The sequence below is a fragment of the Cupriavidus campinensis genome, assembly GCF_905397395.1.
Classification (GTDB): domain Bacteria; phylum Pseudomonadota; class Gammaproteobacteria; order Burkholderiales; family Burkholderiaceae; genus Cupriavidus; species Cupriavidus campinensis.
Window position 1 is genome coordinate 37877 of record NZ_CAJPVH010000011.1, and the last position, 17978, is coordinate 55854.

The 17978-nt window shown below is 67.5% G+C and carries 16 protein-coding genes; 9 read left to right on the forward strand and 7 right to left on the reverse strand.

Annotation, left to right across the window (positions count from 1 at the left end; translation table 11 throughout):
* The first annotated feature begins 13 nt into the window (after positions 1-13).
* A complete protein-coding gene (locus KHO18_RS09410) occupies positions 14-1264 on the forward strand; it encodes an EAL domain-containing response regulator (RefSeq protein ID WP_244844655.1) in 1251 nt (416 codons plus the stop codon).
* Here the strand turns inward: KHO18_RS09410 and KHO18_RS09415 are convergent.
* From KHO18_RS09415 to KHO18_RS09425, 3 genes are all read right to left on the reverse strand, one after another.
* A complete protein-coding gene (locus KHO18_RS09415) occupies positions 1221-1820 on the reverse strand; it encodes a DUF4136 domain-containing protein (RefSeq protein ID WP_144195155.1) in 600 nt (199 codons plus the stop codon). The two genes, KHO18_RS09410 and KHO18_RS09415, sit on opposite strands and share 44 nt — an antisense overlap.
* A gap of 4 nt (positions 1821-1824) precedes the next feature.
* Complete coding sequence (locus tag KHO18_RS09420; RefSeq protein ID WP_144195153.1) at positions 1825-2238, reverse strand: DoxX family protein; 414 nt, start codon at positions 2236-2238, stop codon at positions 1825-1827.
* Between the two features lie 121 nt (positions 2239-2359).
* Positions 2360-3379 carry a LysR substrate-binding domain-containing protein gene (locus KHO18_RS09425; RefSeq protein WP_144195151.1) on the reverse strand — a complete coding sequence of 340 codons (1020 nt, stop codon included), beginning with the start codon at positions 3377-3379 and terminating at the stop codon, positions 2360-2362.
* A gap of 166 nt (positions 3380-3545) precedes the next feature.
* On the opposite strand from KHO18_RS09425, the gene KHO18_RS09430 reads away from it, so the two are divergent.
* The gene (locus KHO18_RS09430) at positions 3546-4166 is read left to right on the forward strand and encodes an FMN-dependent NADH-azoreductase (RefSeq protein ID WP_144195149.1); all 621 of its coding nucleotides are present in this window, start codon (positions 3546-3548) and stop codon (positions 4164-4166) included.
* Positions 4167-4477: 311 nt separating this feature from the next.
* A complete protein-coding gene (egtB, locus tag KHO18_RS09435) occupies positions 4478-5767 on the forward strand; it encodes an ergothioneine biosynthesis protein EgtB (protein WP_144195147.1) in 1290 nt (429 codons plus the stop codon).
* Positions 5768-5892: 125 nt separating this feature from the next.
* Here egtB and prpR read toward each other — a convergent pair whose 3' ends face one another.
* Positions 5893-7845, reverse strand: coding sequence for a propionate catabolism operon regulatory protein PrpR (gene prpR, locus KHO18_RS09440; RefSeq protein ID WP_244844661.1), 1953 nt, complete (start codon positions 7843-7845; stop codon positions 5893-5895).
* A gap of 351 nt (positions 7846-8196) precedes the next feature.
* Here prpR and prpB point away from each other — a divergent pair, with 351 nt between their 5' ends.
* The 5 genes from prpB to KHO18_RS09465 all read left to right on the forward strand — a co-directional run bounded on the left by prpB (position 8197) and on the right by KHO18_RS09465 (position 15638).
* Positions 8197-9105 carry a methylisocitrate lyase gene (gene prpB / locus KHO18_RS09445; RefSeq protein ID WP_144195145.1) on the forward strand — a complete coding sequence of 303 codons (909 nt, stop codon included), beginning with the start codon at positions 8197-8199 and terminating at the stop codon, positions 9103-9105.
* 89 nt (positions 9106-9194) lie between these two features.
* The gene (gene prpC, locus KHO18_RS09450; protein ID WP_144195143.1) at positions 9195-10349 is read left to right on the forward strand and encodes a bifunctional 2-methylcitrate synthase/citrate synthase; all 1155 of its coding nucleotides are present in this window, start codon (positions 9195-9197) and stop codon (positions 10347-10349) included.
* 66 nt (positions 10350-10415) lie between these two features.
* On the forward strand, positions 10416-13013 hold the full coding sequence (gene acnD, locus KHO18_RS09455) for a Fe/S-dependent 2-methylisocitrate dehydratase AcnD (protein ID WP_211943065.1): 2598 nt from the start codon (positions 10416-10418) through the stop codon (positions 13011-13013).
* Between the two features lie 28 nt (positions 13014-13041).
* Entirely contained in the window at positions 13042-14238 is a 1197-nt protein-coding gene (prpF, locus tag KHO18_RS09460) for a 2-methylaconitate cis-trans isomerase PrpF (protein ID WP_211943066.1), read from the forward strand.
* A gap of 248 nt (positions 14239-14486) precedes the next feature.
* Complete coding sequence (locus tag KHO18_RS09465) at positions 14487-15638, forward strand: asparaginase (RefSeq protein ID WP_144195137.1); 1152 nt, start codon at positions 14487-14489, stop codon at positions 15636-15638.
* A gap of 49 nt (positions 15639-15687) precedes the next feature.
* Here the strand turns inward: KHO18_RS09465 and KHO18_RS09470 are convergent, their stop codons facing one another.
* A complete protein-coding gene (locus KHO18_RS09470; protein WP_144195135.1) occupies positions 15688-16122 on the reverse strand; it encodes a PaaI family thioesterase in 435 nt (144 codons plus the stop codon).
* A 188-nt stretch (positions 16123-16310) separates the two neighbouring features.
* Here KHO18_RS09470 and KHO18_RS09475 point away from each other — a divergent pair, with 188 nt between their 5' ends.
* Entirely contained in the window at positions 16311-16535 is a 225-nt protein-coding gene (locus tag KHO18_RS09475) for a DUF1289 domain-containing protein (protein WP_144196212.1), read from the forward strand.
* Here the strand turns inward: KHO18_RS09475 and KHO18_RS09480 are convergent.
* Positions 16522-17262 (reverse strand): MOSC domain-containing protein, encoded by a 741-nt coding sequence (locus tag KHO18_RS09480; RefSeq protein WP_144195133.1) that lies wholly within the window; start codon positions 17260-17262, stop codon positions 16522-16524. The two genes, KHO18_RS09475 and KHO18_RS09480, sit on opposite strands and share 14 nt — an antisense overlap.
* Entirely contained in the window at positions 17259-17972 is a 714-nt protein-coding gene (locus KHO18_RS09485; RefSeq protein WP_211943067.1) for a glutamine amidotransferase, read from the reverse strand. Before KHO18_RS09485 ends, KHO18_RS09480 begins: the two co-directional genes overlap by 4 nt.
* Positions 17973-17978: the final 6 nt, after the last annotated feature.

A 17978-nucleotide genomic window follows, 5' to 3' on the forward strand; every position in this document is an offset into this window, starting at 1 on the left:
TGCACCCCTCTCCGTGGCCGCTTCCCTGACCTCGCCGATTTCCGCGCTGCGCATTCTTCTGGTGGAGGACCACGCGTTCCAGCGCGCCGTGGCCGCCGACATGCTGCGCGCCCTCGGCGCAGTGCAGATCGTGGAAGCCGAAAATGGCACGGACGCGTTGGACCGGCTCACCGCGCAATCGTTCGACGTGGTGTTCTGCGACATTGCGATGCCCCAGCTCAACGGCCCGGGCCTGATGGCCGAACTGGCGCGGCGTGGGGACCGGGCCTTCGCGGCCACGGCGCCCGCCTGGGTCTGGATGACCGCGCAGGACGCCGACATCCTCGATTCGCACCAGCGGCTGGCCGAGGCGCTCGGCCTGCGCGCCGTGCACGCGTTGCGCAAGCCGCTGGAGCCGGCCGAGCTGGCCGGCATCCTGGCCGAGGCCGCGCACGGCGATGGCGCACGGCCGGACGCGGCAACGCCCGACGATGCCACCCTGCTCGCCGCCGTGCCCGATGGCTTCCACATCGTGCTCCAGCCGCAATTCGCCCTCGCCACGGGCCGGCTGGCGGGCGCCGAGGCGCTGTGCCGCTGGCGCCATCCCACGCTGGGCAACGTGCCGCCGGACCGCTTCATCGGCCGGCTGGAAATGCTCGACGCCGCCGATCCCATCCTCTTTCTGGCGATAAAGGCATGCCTGGCCATGCATCGGCGCCTGCGCGCGGCCGGGCTGGAGATCGTGTTGGGCGTCAACGCCTCCGCGCGTACGCTCTGCCGGCCGGAAACACTGCCAAAGCTGGACGCGATGGTGGCCGCCGCCGGCCTGCCCCGGCGGCTACTGGTGATCGAACTGACCGAGGAATTGCCCGTGCCGGACCCCGTGGCGCTGTCCGTGGCGCTGAACCAGTTGCGGCTGCTGGGCTATGGGGTGGCGATCGACGACTTCGGCGTGGGCATCGCCACGCTGAAATTACTCGCGGATCTGCCATTCACGCAGATCAAGCTGGATCGCTCGTTCGTCAGGCATGTGGAGGGGGAGGACCAGCGCACGGCGATCTGCCGGCACGTGATTGCGCTGGCGCGCGACCTGGGGCGCGAATGCGTGGCGGAAGGCGTGGAAACGGTGTCGCAGCGCGCGGCGCTGGCGGCGCTTGGCTGCGACCTGGGCCAGGGCTACCTGTGGTCGGCCCCGCTGGCGCCGGACGATTTCCTCGCCGCGGCGCCGGCATGGGCCGGGCTTACGGCGCCGCCCGGAACGGATATTTCGCGAAAATCTGAGTGACCACGGCATCGATCGCCGGCTGGCTGTCCTGCGGATCGACGCGGCTCGCGTCACCCTGCGCCACGCCCTCCCAGACCAGCTGGTTCTTCCGGGCATCGACCAGATCGATATTGAGCGTGCCCTCGGTATACACGTAGGTATCGTTATAGAAGCCGTAGCCTGGCCACGGCCCGTACATGCCGCCCCGATAGGCGTAGTAGCCCATGTACCCGGGCGGTGGCAGCGGCGCCGGGTCGCTGACCACCTTCTGGCGCAGCCGCGCGTTGAAGTTGACAAGCAAATCCGGCGACTGCTGGGTATACCGATAGCCGCGCGCCGTCATTTCGCGCTGCACCGCCGCCTTCAGATACTGCGTGGTCAGGCTCTCGTAGCCCTGCCGGTCGGTGCCGGGCCGGGGCACGAAGCCAAAGGTGCGATAGGCGGAGAAGTCTGCCGACCGGTTGTAGTCGGTGCGGATGTCGGGGCCGGTGGCGCAGCCGGCCAGCGTGGTGAGTGCCACGACGCCGAGGGCACCACGGGCGCGGCTCAGGATCTGGATCGGAAGCGGGGTGCGCATGGTGTCAGTTCCACTTGCCATCGACGCCACCCACGCTGAGGCGCCCCGCGCCGAGCAGCGCCACGGCGATGGCGCTGGCCAGGAACATGCCCTGCAACTCCAGCTCCCAGCCGCCGTTCTTGTTGATCATATTGAGCTGCCCCGCATGCACCAGCGCCAGCGCGACGATCATGTTGATGGCTACGATCAACGCCGCCGGCCGCGTCCACAGCCCGATGATCAGCAGGATGGGCGCCACCACCTCGCCGATATAGACCCCGTAAGCCACAAAAGAAGGCAGTCCGGCCTGGGTCACCGTCTGGATGACGAAACCGGGCCCCGCCATCAGCTTGGCAATGCCGTGGAGCAGGATCAACACGCCCAACACGATCCGGATGATGGCCTTGCCCAGGTCCTGCGAACCTTGCGTGCGACTCATTGCTGCGCCTCCTTGCCCTTGGTTTGGAAACGGGGTGCGGCCCCCGCCCTCCGGGGCGCCGCACAAGTACCTTAGTGTGTACTGGCGTGAAGGTAAAGCCGCAATGCGGACGAGCCGGGCGTCAGGACTGCGGCTTGTCCGACGGGGGCGAAAGGATGGTCGAGGACGGCGCCAATGGCGGGGGTGCCGCGAAAGGCGGCGCCGCGTGCATCGGCATGACGCCCGTCGTCATCATGCCCACCCGGCGCGCGGTCTCGGGCAATACCTCGGCCAGGAAATCGAGAAAGCGGCGCAGCGGCGGCGTCACGCCCTTGCGTGACGGAAACACCGCATGGAGGACGCCCATCGGCAAATCCCACTGGGGCAGCACCACTTCCATCTCACCGCGCGCGATCTCGTCCCGGCAGTACATCCCCGGCAGCATGGCCACGCCTACGCCGGCCAGCACGGCCTCGCGCAGCAGCGCGAATTCGTCGCAGACGAGCTTGGGGTCGTACTGGATATGGACCGATTCGCCGGCCTTGTCGAACAGTGTCCACATGAACTTGCCGTCATGGGGCCGCTGGCCGACGCCGGGCATGCCTTCCAGCGCCTGCGGGGTGCGCGGGCGGCCGATGCTGTCCAGCAGCGCCGGGCTGGCCACCATCCGCAATTCGCCCTTGCCGAAGGTGCGCACGGCGAGGCTGGAATCTTCGAGCACGTCGCGCACGCGCAGGGCCAGGTCGTAGCCCTCGCCAATCACGTCCACGCGCCGGTTGGTGGCCTCGATTTCCAGCTTGATGCCGGGGTTGGCGCGCATGAAGCCGCCGATCCACGGCGCGAGCAGGATCTGGGCGATGGCCACGGGGCAACTGATGCGCAGCGAGCCGCCCGGTTGCTCACGGGCATGTTCGATCACTTCGCGCGCGGCTTCGGCGGCCTGGAGCATGTCACGGCAACGCGCGTAGTACTGCTCGCCAAGTGGTGTTACGCGCACTTGACGCGTGGTCCGGCGCAGCAACTGGACGCCCAGGTCGCGTTCCAGCTGGGCAATGCGGCGCGAAAGCCGCGATTTCGGCACGCCGCTGGCGCGGCTCGCGGCCGAGAAACTGCCGTGCTGTACCACCTGGGCGAACAGCGACAGGTCATTGAGGTCTTGCATCCGGCTCTCCGATGGGGGGCGATGGGGGCGATGGGGGCGATGGGGGCGTTGAAGGAGGTAGGTCGTTGCGAAGGTAGAACAATTATTTGCATTTTGCCTCACTACCGGCACCAATGCCCAGCCGCTATCGTTCATTCCATCCAACCGAACCCTAGTGGAGAAAGACATGAACATCCTGCAGATCGATTCCAGCGTCCTTGGTGACAACTCCGTTTCGCGCTCGCTGACCGCCAGCGTGGTGGCCGACCTGGTTGCCAAGAACCCCGGCGCCAAGGTGACCGTGCGTGACCTGGACCAGGACGCCCCGGCCCACCTGACCGGCAACCTGCTGCCCGTGCTGGGCGGCCCGAAGGATGGCCTGAACGCCGTGCAGCAAGCCGAACTGGATCGCACCGAAGCCTGGCTGGCCGAACTGCTGGCTGCCGACGTCGTCGTGATTGGCGCACCGCAATACAACTTCGGCATCCCGAGCCAGCTCAAGGCCTGGATCGACCGCGTGGCACAAGCTGGCCGCACCTTCCGCTACACCGAAGCCGGCCCGGAAGGCCTGCTCAAGGGCAAGCGCGCCATCGTGGTGTCGTCCCGCGGCGGTGTCCGCCAGAACGCCGACGCACTGGATCTGCATGAGATCACCGTCGATACGGTCCTGCGCTTCCTGGGCATCTCCGATATCTCGATCGTGCGCGCCCACGGCCTGGCCATGGGCCCGGACAGCCGCGAAGCCGGCCTCGCCGCCGCCCGCACGGCCATCGCCGCGCTGAACGACGCCACCCGCGCCGCAGCCTGATCCGCTGACGGGTCCGCTGACGGGACCGCTCGCTGACTGATCCGCTTTCTGCTCCTCCGTGGTAACGGTGCCGCCTCCCTTGGCACCGGTTTTTCCTCCAGGCTGCGCCCTCCCGGGCGCGGCCCTTTTTTTGCCTCCGGGGCTTGCGGCGGTGCATCACGCATGACCCCGGGTGTAGGCATCGGCCTACGGCCCGCCACACCTTCCCCCGGCTCGCTCCGCCGGGCGAACGGGTCTATCATGGGTCGGATTCGGGTCGATTCCCATCGGCCTGCCGTCGTGTCGCATTCAAGTCGTCCCTGGGAGCCTGCATGACCTCTGCACTGTTGCCTGCCGCCGCCAATCACCCGCCGCACGAGCCCGCCCTGCTCGGCCAGTACCGGCACGTGCGCGCCGCCACGGAAGCCATGGTGGCGGATATTTCCGACGCTGACGCGACCGTGCAATCCATGGACGACGCCAGTCCTGCCAAATGGCATCTGGCCCATACCACGTGGTTCTTCGAGGAATTCGTGCTGGCTGCGCGCATCCCGGACTACGAGCCGGTGGATCCGCAGTACCGCTACCTGTTCAATTCCTATTACGAGGCAGTCGGCGCGCGGCATCCGCGTCCGCGCCGGGGGTTGCTGACGCGGCCATCGCTGGACGAGATCCTGGCCTACCGGGAGGCGGTGGACGAATCCATGCTCTCCCTGCTGACCGACGCCCAGACCGACGCGGAAGCCGCGCTGGTCACGCTCGGGCTCAATCACGAGCAACAGCACCAGGAACTGCTGCTGACCGACATCCTGCATCTGTTCGCGCAGAATCCGCTGCGTCCGGCGTATGCGCCCGAGCTGACCGCGCCCGTCATCGCCGATCCGCGCCCGGCGCCGGAATGGCTGAAGTTCTCGGGCGGCGTGGTGGCCATCGGCCATGCCGGCGACGATTTCGCGTTCGATTGCGAAACCCCGCGCCACAACGTATTGCTGCAGCCGTATGCACTGTCATCGCATCCGGTCAGCAATCATCAATGGTTCGAATTTATCGAGGACGGCGGCTACCAGACGGCTGGGCTGTGGCTGTCCGATGGCTGGCGCTGGGTCTGCGACAACGCCATTCAGGCGCCGCTGTACTGGGAGGAGCGCGACGGCACGTGGTGGCAGATGACGCTGCGCGGCATGCAGCCGGTGGACGCGGACAGCCCGGTCACGCACGTGAGCTTCTTCGAGGCGGATGCCTTCGCGCGCTGGGCCGAGCGCCGGCTGCCGACCGAGGCCGAATGGGAGCACGCGGCGCGCAACCTGCCGGCGACCGGCAATTTCGTGGAAGGCCGCACGCTGCGGCCATTGCCCGACCGGCAGAACACGTCTGGCGCGCTGCGCCAGATGTTCGGCGATGTCTGGGAGTGGACCGCCAGCGCCTTCCTGCCCTACCCCGGTTTCCGCCCGAGCGCGGGCGCGGTGGGCGAATACAACGGCAAGTTCATGAGCAGCCAGATGGTGCTGCGCGGCGGCTCCTGCGTGACGCCGGAATCCCATATCCGGGCGAGCTATCGCAACTTTTTCTATCCGCACCAGCGCTGGCAGTTCACCGGCGTCCGGCTGGCGGACGATGTCTGACCAGGGCTGACTACGGCGAACTAACGCCGACCGCCGGCCCTGCCAGCCCAACTTTCGGTGGTGGGGCGAAATCCCGGCGGTTAATTGAAAAAATTCATCTTCGGATGGGCCGATCGGATCATCGCTCAGCCTTCCCGCAGCCGGCGCCAGAGCGTGGTAGCACTGATGCCAAGCTGGGCGCAGGCGGCGGTGCGGTTGCCGCCGCACTCGGCCAGCACCCGGCGGATGTGCTCCGCCTGACTCGCCTTGGCCACGCCGGCCAGCGAGCGGCTCTCTTCCGATGGCGCGGTCAGCATCGCCATCTCCATCTCGATCGGCACCTTTGGCGCCCTTGGCCCCCTGGCCACCCCCTCGCCGTTCTCCGAAGAAAACAGCTCCGGTACCGCCGCCTGCAACTCACGCTGCAACGCCGCCGGCTGGAGTTCCGCGCCGGCCACCAGCACGGCAATCCGCTCCGTCACGTTCTCCAGCTCGCGGATATTGCCGGGCCAGGCATAGCGGGTGAGGCGCTCCCGCACCATCGCGGGCAGGCGTTGCGGGGACTGGGTGCCAAGCCGCTCCTGCGCGCGCCGGTATAGCAGTTCGGCGAGATCGGGCAGATCGGCCACGCGCTCGCGCAGCGGCGGCATTTCTATGCGCAGGATGTTGAGCCGGTAATAGAGATCCTGGCGGAAGGTGCCCTCGCGCACCCGCGCGGCGAGGTCACGGTGCGTGGCGGCAATCACGCGCACATTGATCGGCACGGCCTCGATGCCGCCAATCGGCAGCACCTGCTTTTCCTGCAGCACGCGCAGCAGGCGGGTTTGCAGCGCCGGCGGCATGTCGCCCACCTCGTCGAGGAACAGCGTGCCGTTGTGGGCCGATTCGAACAGGCCCGCCTTGCCGCCGCGCCGCGCGCCGGTGAACGCGCCTTCCTCGTAGCCGAACAGTTCGGATTCCAGCAGCGATTCCGGAAATGCCGCGCAGTTCACCGCGATGAACGGGAAGGCGCGGCGCGGGCTGGCGTCGTGCATGCCCTGCGCCAGCACTTCCTTGCCGGTGCCGCTCTCGCCGCCAACCAGCACCGTGGAATCGACCAGCGCGTAGCGCCGTGCCAGCGCGCGCAGGTCGCTCATTGCCGGGGAGGCGCCGGCCAGGTCGTCGAGGCTGTAGCGCACCCCGGCCGGCCGGGCGCGGGCGCGCGAGCGCAGGTTGCGGTCGGCGCGATGGATCGCGTTGGCATCCTGAATCGTCAGCACCGCGCCCGTGGTGCCGGCTTCCCCGACGATGGGGATGCGGTTGACCACCACCATGCGGTCGCCCAGCCGGTGGATGGCCTCCAGCTCGCGCGTGCCGCTTTCCATCACCGCGTCGAGCGCGAGGCCCGGCGCCAGCGTGGACAGCTTGCGCCCCACGGCCACGCCGGTCGGGGTGCCGAGGAACCGCTCCATGGCCGGATTGAACGCCTGCACGCGGCCTTCGGTGTCCACGGCGGCCACGCCTTCGTTCAGGTGGGCCAGGATCGTATTCACATAGTCGCGCCGGGTGGATTCGATGCGCCGCAGCCGCGCCGCCTCGATGGCATCCTCCAGCGCCAGCCGCACCGCGTTGCCCGAATATAGGAAAACGCCCATCAGGCCGTACTTGTCGGCCAGGTCGGTCACCATGCCCGGCCCCACCACCACGCGGATGCCCTCTTCCTTGAGCGCCCGCACGCGCGCGGTGGCGTCATCCTCGGTCAGATAGGTGTAGCGGGGGATGTCGAGCGAGAACGCGCTCACGAATTCGTCGACTTCGGCGTAGGTTGAGGCATGGGTGACCAGCGCCACCTTCGGCGAAATACGACGCGCCGTGGCCAGCGCGCTCATCACGTCGAAGCCGGTCACCTTGACCAGCACCACGGGTACATCCACATGCTGGCGCAGATAGGCGCCGTTGGAGCCGCCCGCCACCACCACATCGACACGCCCCTCGCGCGCCTCGCGGTTGATGGCACTGGCGGCGGCCTCGAAGGCCCGCCCAACGATGCGGAACTCCGCCCGGGCCGCGTAGGCCGGGATCAATTCGGCGAAGGCCCGCGAGAGACGGCTGATGCCCATCGCCCAGATCCGGGGACGGCCACCGGCCGGCATGGCGGGCGCGTGGAGGGGCGCGGAGGAAGGCAGGAGACTCATGATGGGAACGGCGTATAGTCGGTCTGCATTGTGCGCCGGCTGGTGGAATCTTTCAACTCTGAACACCTTGCATTTCAAAGTTGAAATGTGAATGTGACGCAAACGCCGATGCAATAGCTGTCAGAATGGTTTAATTCATCGACATAACACGATGATTTAAAAGCAAATATCCATTTTCGCACGATCGTTTCGGAACACCCGCGTTCGCATGGCACACCCCTTGCGCTCTATCTGGCCGCTCTCAATGAGATTCCAGAACATTCCAAGCACACGCCCATGACCTATTCCGCCTCCGAACTCGCCCGCTCCGCTGGCGCCCGCTTCCGCCAGGCCCTGGCCGACGAAAGCCCGCTGCAGATTCCCGGCACCATCAACGCCAATCACGCGCTGCTGGCCAAGCGCGCGGGTTATCGCGCCATCTACCTGTCCGGTGGCGGCGTGGCCGCGGGCTCGCTCGGCCTGCCCGACCTGGGCATCTCCAACCTGGATGACGTGCTGACCGACATCCGCCGCATTACCGATGTCTGCGACACCCCGCTGCTGGTGGACGTGGATACCGGCTTCGGCGCCTCGGCCTTCAACGTGGCCCGCACCACGCGCTCGCTGATCAAGTTCGGTGCCGCCGCGATGCACATCGAGGACCAGGTCGGCGCCAAGCGCTGCGGCCACCGTCCGGGCAAGGAAATCGTCACCCAGGGCGAAATGGTCGACCGCATCAAGGCCGCCGTCGATGCCCGCACGGACGAGAATTTCGTCATCATGGCCCGCACCGACGCGCTGGCCGTGGAAGGCCTCGACAAGGCCATCGAACGTGCCGTGGCCTGCGCGGAAGCCGGCGCCGACGCCATCTTCCCCGAAGCCATGACCGACCTCGACATGTACCGCCGTTTTGTCGATGCCGTGAAGGTGCCGGTGCTGGCCAACCTGACCGAATTCGGCGCCACCCCGTATTTCACGCTCGACGACCTGCGCAGCGTGGGCGTGGCGATGTCGCTCTACCCGCTCTCCGCGTTCCGCGCCATGAACAAGGCCGCCGAGAACGTGTACGAGGCGATCCGCCGGGACGGCACGCAAAAGAACGTGGTCAGCACCATGCAGACCCGCGCCGAACTGTACGAGCGCATCGGCTACCATGATTACGAGCAGAAGCTCGACGCGCTGTTCGCGCAGGGCAAGGCCAAGTAAGCCATTCCGCGCGACACCATCCGCATCGACCTACCACTATCTGCACCCATCTGCACCAATCAGCACCCAGACCAACAAGGAGACCCACAATGTCCGAAGCTCAACCGCTCGCCACGCCCAAGCCCAAGAAGTCCGTCGCCCTGTCCGGCGTGACCGCGGGGAATACCGCGCTTTGCACCGTGGGCCGCAGCGGCAATGACCTGCACTATCGCGGCTACGACATCCTGGACATCGCCGATACCTGCGAATTCGAGGAAATCGCCCATCTGCTGGTGCACGGCAAGCTGCCGACCAAGTCCGAACTGGCCGCCTACAAGGCCAAGCTGAAGTCCCTGCGCGGCCTGCCCGCCAACGTCAAGGCCGCGCTGGAATGGGTACCGGCCAGCGCCCACCCGATGGATGTGATGCGCACGGGCGTGTCGGTCCTCGGCAACGTGCTGCCCGAGAAGGACGACCACAACACGCCGGGCGCGCGCGACATCGCGGACCAGCTGATGGCCAGCCTCGGCTCGATGCTGCTGTACTGGTATCACTACAGCCACAACGGCCGCCGCATCGAGGTGGAGACGGACGATGATTCCATCGGCGCCCACTTCCTGCACCTGCTGCACGGCAAGGCGCCGTCCAAGCTGTGGGAACGCGCGATGCAGACCTCGCTGATCCTCTACGCGGAGCACGAGTTCAACGCCTCCACCTTCACGGCCCGCGTGATTGCCGGCACGGGCTCGGACATGCATTCGTCGATCTGCGGCGCCATCGGCGCACTGCGCGGCCCGAAGCATGGCGGCGCCAATGAAGTGGCGTTCGAGATCCAGAAGCGCTACGACACCCCGGACGAAGCCGAGGCCGACGTGCGCCGCCGCGTGGAGAACAAGGAAGTCGTGATCGGCTTCGGCCACCCGGTGTACACCACCGGCGACCCGCGCAACCAGGTGATCAAGGAAGTGGCGCGCAAGCTGTCGAAGGACGCCGGCTCGACCAAGATGTTCAGCATCGCCGAGCGCCTGGAAACGGTGATGTGGGACGCCAAGAAGATGTTCCCGAACCTCGACTGGTTCAGCGCCGTGAGCTACCACATGATGGGCGTGCCGACGGCGATGTTCACGCCGCTGTTCGTCATCGCCCGCACCTCGGGCTGGGCCGCGCACATCATCGAGCAGCGGATCGACAACAAGATCATCCGCCCGAGCGCCAACTACACGGGGCCCGAGAACCTCAAGTTCGTGCCGATCGAGAAGCGCTGACCGGTGCCGCGCGGGGCGCCCTGCCCCGCGCCGCCCGCCACGGACGCTCCATAACTACCCCACGCCATGAACACTGCCTTCCGCAAGCCGCTGCCCGGCACCAAACTGGACTACTTCGACGCGCGCGCCGCCGTGGAAGCCATCCAGCCGGGCGCCTATGACAAGCTGCCCTACACCTCGCGCGTGCTGGCCGAGAACCTCGTGCGCCGCTGCGACCCGGCCACGCTGACCGCCTCGCTGCAACAATTGATCGAGCGCAAGCGCGAGCTGGACTTCCCATGGTTCCCCGCGCGCGTGGTCTGCCACGACATCCTGGGCCAGACCGCGCTGGTGGACCTGGCCGGCCTGCGCGACGCCATTGCCGACCAGGGCGGCGACCCCGCGCTGGTCAACCCGGTGGTGCCGGTGCAACTGATCGTCGATCACTCGCTCGCCGTGGAATGCGGCGGCTTCGATCCCGATGCGTTCACCAAGAACCGCGCCATCGAAGACCGGCGCAACGAAGACCGTTTCGATTTCATCAACTGGACCAAGAAGGCGTTCCGCAATGTGGACGTCATCCCGCCGGGCAACGGCATCATGCACCAGATCAATCTGGAGCGGATGTCGCCGGTGATCCACGCCGAACAGGGCGTGGCCTACCCCGATACCGTGGTCGGCACTGACAGCCACACGCCGCACGTGGACGCGCTGGGCGTGATCGCCATTGGCGTGGGCGGCCTGGAGGCCGAAAACGTGATGCTGGGCCGCGCGTCGTGGATGCGCCTGCCTGACATCGTCGGCGTGGAGTTGTCCGGCAAGCGCCAGCCCGGCATTACCGCCACCGACATCGTGCTGGCCCTGACCGAGTTCCTGCGCAAGGAGAAGGTGGTCGGCGCCTATCTGGAATTCCGCGGCGAAGGTGCCTCAAGCCTCACATTGGGCGATCGCGCGACCATCTCGAACATGGCCCCCGAGTACGGCGCCACGGCCGCGATGTTCTATATCGACGAGCAGACGCTGTCCTACCTGCGCCTGACCGGCCGCGAGGACGCGCAGGTCGCGCTGGTGGAAACCTACGCCAGGACCGCCGGCCTGTGGGCGGACTCGCTGGCCAACGCCGAGTACGAGCGCACGCTGCATTTCGACCTGTCCACCGTAGTCCGCAACATGGCCGGCCCGTCGAACCCGCACAAGCGGCTGCCGACGTCCGACCTGGCCGCGCGCGGCATCGCCGGGCATTGGGACGACGTGCCGGGCCAAATGCCCGATGGCGCGGTCATCATCGCCGCCATTACCAGCTGCACCAATACCAGCAACCCGCGCAACGTGATTGCGGCGGCACTTCTGGCTCGCAACGCCAACGCGCACGGGCTGACGCGCAAGCCGTGGGTCAAGTCGTCGCTGGCGCCGGGCTCGAAAGCCGTCGAACTCTATCTCGAGGAAGCCAAGCTGCTGCCGGACCTCGAAAAGCTCGGCTTCGGCATCGTCGCCTTCGCCTGCACCACCTGCAACGGCATGTCCGGCGCGCTCGATCCGGTGATCCAGAAGGAGATCGTCGACCGCGACCTGTACGCCACGGCAGTGCTGTCCGGCAACCGCAACTTCGACGGCCGCATCCACCCGTACGCCAAGCAGGCGTTCCTGGCCTCGCCGCCGCTGGTGGTGGCCTACGCCATCGCCGGCACGATCCGCTTCGACATCGAACGCGACGCGCTGGGCAAGGACGCCGACGGCAAGCCGGTCTACCTGAAGGACATCTGGCCGAGCGACGAGGAAATCGACGAAATCGTCGCCAAGAGCGTGAAGCCGGAGCAGTTCCGCAAGGTGTACGAGCCGATGTTCGCCATCTCGGTGGACCAGGGCGAGGCCGTGAGCCCGCTCTACGACTGGCGCGCCCAGAGCACCTACATCCGCCGTCCGCCGTACTGGGAAGGCGCGCTGGCCGGCGAGCGTACGCTGCGGGGCATGCGGCCGCTGGCAGTGCTCGGTGACAACATCACCACGGACCACCTGTCGCCGTCGAACGCCATCATGCTGAACAGCGCGGCCGGCGAGTACCTGGCGAAGATGGGCCTGCCCGAGGAAGACTTCAACTCGTACGCCACGCACCGGGGCGACCACCTGACCGCCCAGCGCGCCACCTTCGCCAACCCCACGCTCATCAACGAGATGGCGGTGGTGGATGGCGCGATCAAGAAGGGGTCCCTGACGCGGATCGAGCCGGAAGGCAAGGTTGTGCGCATGTGGGAAGCCATCGAGACCTATATGGAGCGCAAGCAGCCGCTGATCGTGGTGGCCGGGGCCGACTATGGCCAGGGGTCGTCGCGTGACTGGGCGGCCAAGGGCGTGCGGCTGGCCGGCGTTGAGGCCATCGTGGCCGAGGGCTTCGAGCGCATTCACCGTACCAACCTGATTGGCATGGGCGTGCTGCCGGTGGAGTTCAAGCCGGGGGTGAACCGCACCTCGCTGGGCCTGGACGGCACCGAGACGTTCGACATCGTCGGCGCCCGCAAGCCGCGCGCGGAGCTGACGCTGGTGATCCATCGCAAGAACGGCGAGCGCGTGGATGTACCCGTGCAGTGCCGGCTGGACACCGCCGAGGAAGTGTCGATCTACGAGGCCGGCGGCGTGCTGCAACGGTTTGCGCAGGACTTCCTGGAATCGGCGCGTGCCGCAGCTTGATGGGAATTCACCGGAAACTGGACGAAGCATGACTCACGTAGCGCAAGTCAAGATTCCCGCCACCTACATGCGTGGCGGCACCAGCAAGGGCGTCTTTTTCCGCCTGCAGGACCTGCCCGAGGCCGCGCGCGTGCCCGGCGCGGCGCGTGACAAGCTGCTGATGCGCGTCATCGGCAGCCCGGACCCGTACGGCAAGCAGATCGACGGCATGGGCGCAGCCACGTCGAGCACCAGCAAGACGGTCATCATCAGTGCCAGCACGCGGCCGGACCACGACGTGGACTACCTGTTCGGCCAGGTGTCGATCGACCAGCCGTTCATCGACTGGAGCGGCAACTGCGGCAACCTCTCCGCCGCCGTGGGGCCGTTTGCCATCAGCAACGGCTTTATCGATGCCGCACGCATCCCGCGCAGCGGCAGCGGCGTGGTCACCGTGCGGATCTGGCAGGCCAATATCGGCAAGACCATCGTCGCGCACGTGCCGGTGACGGACGGCGCGGTGCAGGAAACCGGTGATTTCGAGCTGGACGGGGTGACCTTCCCGGCCGCCGAGGTGCAACTGGAGTTCATGGACCCCGCCGAGGAAGGCGATGATGGCGGCGGCGCGATGTTCCCGACCGGCAACCTCGTCGATGACCTGGAAGTGCCCGGCGTGGGCACGCTCAAGGCAACGATGATCAACGCCGGCATTCCGACGATTTTTGTCGATGCCGACGCCATCGGCTACACCGGCACGGAGCTGCAGGACGCCATCAACGGCGACCCGAAGGCGCTGGCGATGTTCGAGACCATCCGGGCGTACGGTGCAAAGCGCATGGGGCTGATCCGTGACATCGACGAAGCCGCGCGGCGCCAGCACACGCCGAAGGTGGCGTTCGTGGCGCGGCCGGCCACGTACACGGCGTCCAGCGGCAAGGCCGTCAACGCCGGCGACGTGGACCTGCTGGTGCGCGCGCTGTCGATGGGCAAGCTGCACCACGCCATGATGGGCACGGCGGCGGTGGCTATCGGCACTGCGGCGGCGGTGCCGGGCACGCTGGTCAACCTCGCAGCCGGCGGCGGCGAGCGCGAGGCCGTGCGCTTCGGGCATCCGTCCGGCACGCTGCGGGTGGGCGCGCAGGCCAGCCAGGCCGACGGCCAGTGGACCGTCACCAAGGCCATCATGAGCCGCAGCGCACGCGTGCTGATGGAAGGCTGGGTGCGCGTGCCGGGCGACGCTTTCTGATCCTTTCGCCCGACTCGTCCCGGACTCGTAATTCCTCTAAAAAGCGGCATCCTTCCCCCCGGGGAGGATGCCGCTTTGTCTTATGGGGCATACGTTTGCGGGCTATCTCACTGGCGTGGCGGTTGTCGACGCAACCCGCGCCGGTGGGTATAGTGCTCGCTCCGTCCGACGCCGGACGGTATCCATGAATCGAAGACACGGGGCGGCGCTTCCACAAGACGCCCGAACCTGCCGACATGAGGAGCATCATGCAACGTACTGCCTGCCTGAAATCGCTTGTCAAGCCGATGGCAACACCCATCGCCGCACTGCTGCTGTCCGCCGGGCTGATGTCCGGCCTGGCCCATGCGCAACTGGCTCCGGCCCCGGGCGCGGCCCCGGCCACCACCGCTGCCGCCCCCGCCGAGGCGCGCAAGGCCAATGTGGTCATCATCGGCACGGGCGGCACCATCGCCGGCGCCGGCGCATCGGCCACCAACACGGCGGCCTACCAGTCGGCCGTGGTGCCGGTGGACAAGATCATCGCCTCGGTGCCCGAGATCTCGAAGGTCGCCAACGTCAAGGGCGAGCAGATCTTCCAGATCGGCTCGGAAAGCTTCAACAACGAGCGCCTGCTGAAGCTGGCCAAGCGCGTGTCCGAACTGCTGAAGCAACCGGATGTGGATGGCATCGTCATCACGCACGGCACCGACACCATCGAGGAAACGTCGTACTTCCTGAACCTCACGCTCAAGAGCGACAAGCCGGTGGTGGTAGTCGGCTCGATGCGGCCGGGTACGGCGCTGGGCGCCGATGGCGCGCTGAACCTGTATGACGCGGTGCTGGTGGCCTCCCGGCCCGAGTCGCGCGGCAAGGGCACGCTGGTGGTGCTCAACGACGAGATCCACACCGGCCGTGACGTGACCAAGACCAACACGTTCAAGACCGAGACCTTCCGCTCGCCGTTCGGCCCGCTCGGCTATGTGGTGGAAGGCCGCACGCTGTACTACCGCACGCTGGCCCGCCCGCACACCACGCAGACCGAGTTCGACATCGACAAGATCGACAAGCTGCCCGAAGTGGCCGTGGTCTACGCCTACGGCAACGTGAACCCGGCCAGCATCGACGCGGCAGTGAAGAATGGCGCCAAGGCCATCGTCTATGCCGCCACCGGCAACGGCAGCGTGGGCGACTACATGGTGGAGCCGCTCAAGGCGGCCCGCGCCAAGGGCGTGCAGATCGTGCGCGCCTCGCGCACGGGCAGCGGCGTGGTGGTGCGCAACGCCGAGCAGCCGGACGACAAGTACGACTGGATCGTCACCGACGACCAACTCCCGCAAAAGGCTCGCATCCTGATGGCGCTGGCGCTGACCAAGACCAACGACCCGAAGGCGCTGCAGCAGATGTTCTGGAAGTATTGATGTCCCCCGCCCCTTCCTGCTTGCGGGAGGGGGCATCCTCACTGCCCCCTCAAAACAGCGCCGTGGTCATCAGCGCCTTGGCCACCAGCGGCCCCTCGTCGGCGCCGTCGGCGTAGACCGATACCTCGAGCGACACCTGCCGCTTGCCCCGGCGGATCACCTCCGCCACCGCGCGCAAGGCCACGCCATCGGCGGGCGCCAGATACTGGATCGACAGCGCCCCGGTGGCGCCGCCGCGTACCACCTCCAGATCCACGTTCGAGAACGCAGCCGCGGCGCCAGCCACGTCGATCAGCGTGGCGATCACTCCGCCATGCACGACCTTGCGCACCGTGACGTTGTTCGGGCTGAACGGCAGCACCAGTTCCACGCGGTCTACCGCCAGCGCATCCAGGCGGATGCCCAGCGTGCGCGCCACCGGCGATTCCATCAGCACGGACGCCACCATCGCGGCCAGACGCGGGTCCACGGTCGATTCAGGCATGGCAAGGCTCCAGAACATACGGCATGGGACGAATTCGATTCCACCCAGCGTAGCCGGCGCTGCCCATTCGCTCAATGACCTGATGGGTAGTTGAACGTCCTGAGCCTCCGGCAGCACACCCAGCCGCCGGGGCGTCGGCCGGTATAATGGCCCCCCAATCGTTCCTGCCGTTCCCGCCCCGCCTCTGCATGCCTGCCGAACCGTCCGACATTACCGAAGCCCAGGGTCTCAGCGACCGGCCCGACAGCCCCTGCATCGGCATCTGCTCCACCTTGTTCGATGAGATCTGCCAGGGTTGCGGCCGCACCGCCGCCGAGGTCAGTAACTGGGTGTTCTACTCCGATGCCGAAAAGCAGGTGATCTGGGACCGCATCACGCGCGAGGGCACCGCGCGCCGCTTCAGCCAGGGCTGAGGGATCCGGGGATGACCCCGGTCAGCCGCTTCTCCATATCCTCGACTTCGCGCCGCGCCACGCGCTCGCGGGCGAGTTTTCGCCAGCTTTCCGCCAGCGGCGCCAGTTCCGCCATCTCGGCCAGCGCCGCGTGGTTGAGCCGGTCGACATAGAGCACGTGCAGCAGCCGCTGCAGGGTCCATTGCGGATAGGGCCGCGCGGCCAGCACCAGCCGGTCCCCGGCGCGTACCTCGCCCTCCTCGACCACCCGGTAGTACCAGCCCGTGCGCTGGCTCTGCTGCACCGCGCGCGACATGCCCGCGTAGCCAAAGCGGTGATTGAGCTTCCAGCATGGCTGTCGCGCCTGCGAGACCTCCACCAGCGCCGAGCCGAGCCGGAACTGGTCGCCAATGCACACGTCCGCCTCCGTCAAACCCCGGGTGCTCAGGTTTTCGCCGAAGGCACCAGGGCGCGACAGTACATCGGTCACGGTCACGCCCTCCTCTGCGGCCAGTTCGGCCGCCCAGGCCGGGTAATGGTCGCGCGGATAGTGGTGAATGGCCTTTTCCGGGCCGCCGTGATGGCGCGGATCGCCCTGCTCGTCCCCGGCCAGCCCGCGCGTGGTCACGCGCAGCGGGCCGTCCTGCAACTGCTTGTCGATGCCGCTTGGCACTGCCTTCGGGCCGAATGGGCGCACCTTGCCGGCGAGCAAGGCATCAATGGCGATGTCGATGACCTGCACCGTCACAGCCCGGCCTCGTCGAGCCAGCGCATGAACATGCGTTCCCCGGCGGCCGCCACAGTGGCGCCGATCTCGGCCGTACGGCGGCGGATGGTGCGCGGGTCGATGCCGGCCTTGGCCAGTTCCACCGTATGGCCGATCAGCCAGGTCTCGATGTCGCTGGGCAGCACCTCGGGGTGGAATTGCAGCGCCAGCACGTGCTGGCCGATCGCATACGCCTGGTGCGGCGTGCCGGCGGTGGAGGCCAGCAGTTCGGCGCCGGCCGGCAGGTCGAAGGTATCGCCGTGCCAGTGCAGCACCTGCCAGTCCGCGTCCGCCAGGGCCGCGAGCGGCGAGCGCAGGCCGGCTTCGGTCGGCGTGACCGGCCCCCAGCCAATCTCGCGCGTGCCCGGATAGACGCGCGCGCCAGACGCCGCCGCGATCAACTGCGCGCCCAGGCAGGCGCCGATCATGGGCCGCCGCGTGCCGAGCCGCTCGCGGATGACCGCGATCTCGGCCTCCAGCCACGGATAGGCCTCGGTTTCATAGACGCCGATCGGCCCGCCCAGCACCACCAGCAGGTCCGCCGGATCGGCCGCGACCAGCGTCAGGTCGTCCACGCCGGCCTGGAACACGCGGATCTCGTGCCCGCGGTCGCGCACGGCATTGGCAATCACGCCGGCATGCTCGAACGGCACATGCTGGATTACGTCGGTGCGGCGTCGGGTCTCGGTCATCGTCAA

Excerpts from the sequence above, each read along its gene's own strand:
- KHO18_RS09415 (WP_144195155.1), bottom strand. The coding sequence starts at position 1,820 with ATGCGCACCCCGCTTCCGATCCAGATCCTGAGCCGCGCCCGTGGTGCC.
- KHO18_RS09420 (WP_144195153.1), bottom strand. The coding sequence starts at position 2,238 with ATGAGTCGCACGCAAGGTTCGCAGGACCTGGGCAAGGCCATCATCCGG.
- KHO18_RS09425 (WP_144195151.1), bottom strand. The coding sequence starts at position 3,379 with ATGCAAGACCTCAATGACCTGTCGCTGTTCGCCCAGGTGGTACAGCAC.
- KHO18_RS09430 (WP_144195149.1), top strand. The coding sequence starts at position 3,546 with ATGAACATCCTGCAGATCGATTCCAGCGTCCTTGGTGACAACTCCGTT.
- egtB (WP_144195147.1), top strand. The coding sequence starts at position 4,478 with ATGACCTCTGCACTGTTGCCTGCCGCCGCCAATCACCCGCCGCACGAG.
- prpR (WP_244844661.1), bottom strand. The coding sequence starts at position 7,845 with ATGGGCATCAGCCGTCTCTCGCGGGCCTTCGCCGAATTGATCCCGGCC.
- prpB (WP_144195145.1), top strand. The coding sequence starts at position 8,197 with ATGACCTATTCCGCCTCCGAACTCGCCCGCTCCGCTGGCGCCCGCTTC.
- prpC (WP_144195143.1), top strand. The coding sequence starts at position 9,195 with ATGTCCGAAGCTCAACCGCTCGCCACGCCCAAGCCCAAGAAGTCCGTC.
- acnD (WP_211943065.1), top strand. The coding sequence starts at position 10,416 with ATGAACACTGCCTTCCGCAAGCCGCTGCCCGGCACCAAACTGGACTAC.
- prpF (WP_211943066.1), top strand. The coding sequence starts at position 13,042 with ATGACTCACGTAGCGCAAGTCAAGATTCCCGCCACCTACATGCGTGGC.
- KHO18_RS09465 (WP_144195137.1), top strand. The coding sequence starts at position 14,487 with ATGCAACGTACTGCCTGCCTGAAATCGCTTGTCAAGCCGATGGCAACA.
- KHO18_RS09470 (WP_144195135.1), bottom strand. The coding sequence starts at position 16,122 with ATGCCTGAATCGACCGTGGACCCGCGTCTGGCCGCGATGGTGGCGTCC.
- KHO18_RS09475 (WP_144196212.1), top strand. The coding sequence starts at position 16,311 with ATGCCTGCCGAACCGTCCGACATTACCGAAGCCCAGGGTCTCAGCGAC.
- KHO18_RS09485 (WP_211943067.1), bottom strand. The coding sequence starts at position 17,972 with ATGACCGAGACCCGACGCCGCACCGACGTAATCCAGCATGTGCCGTTC.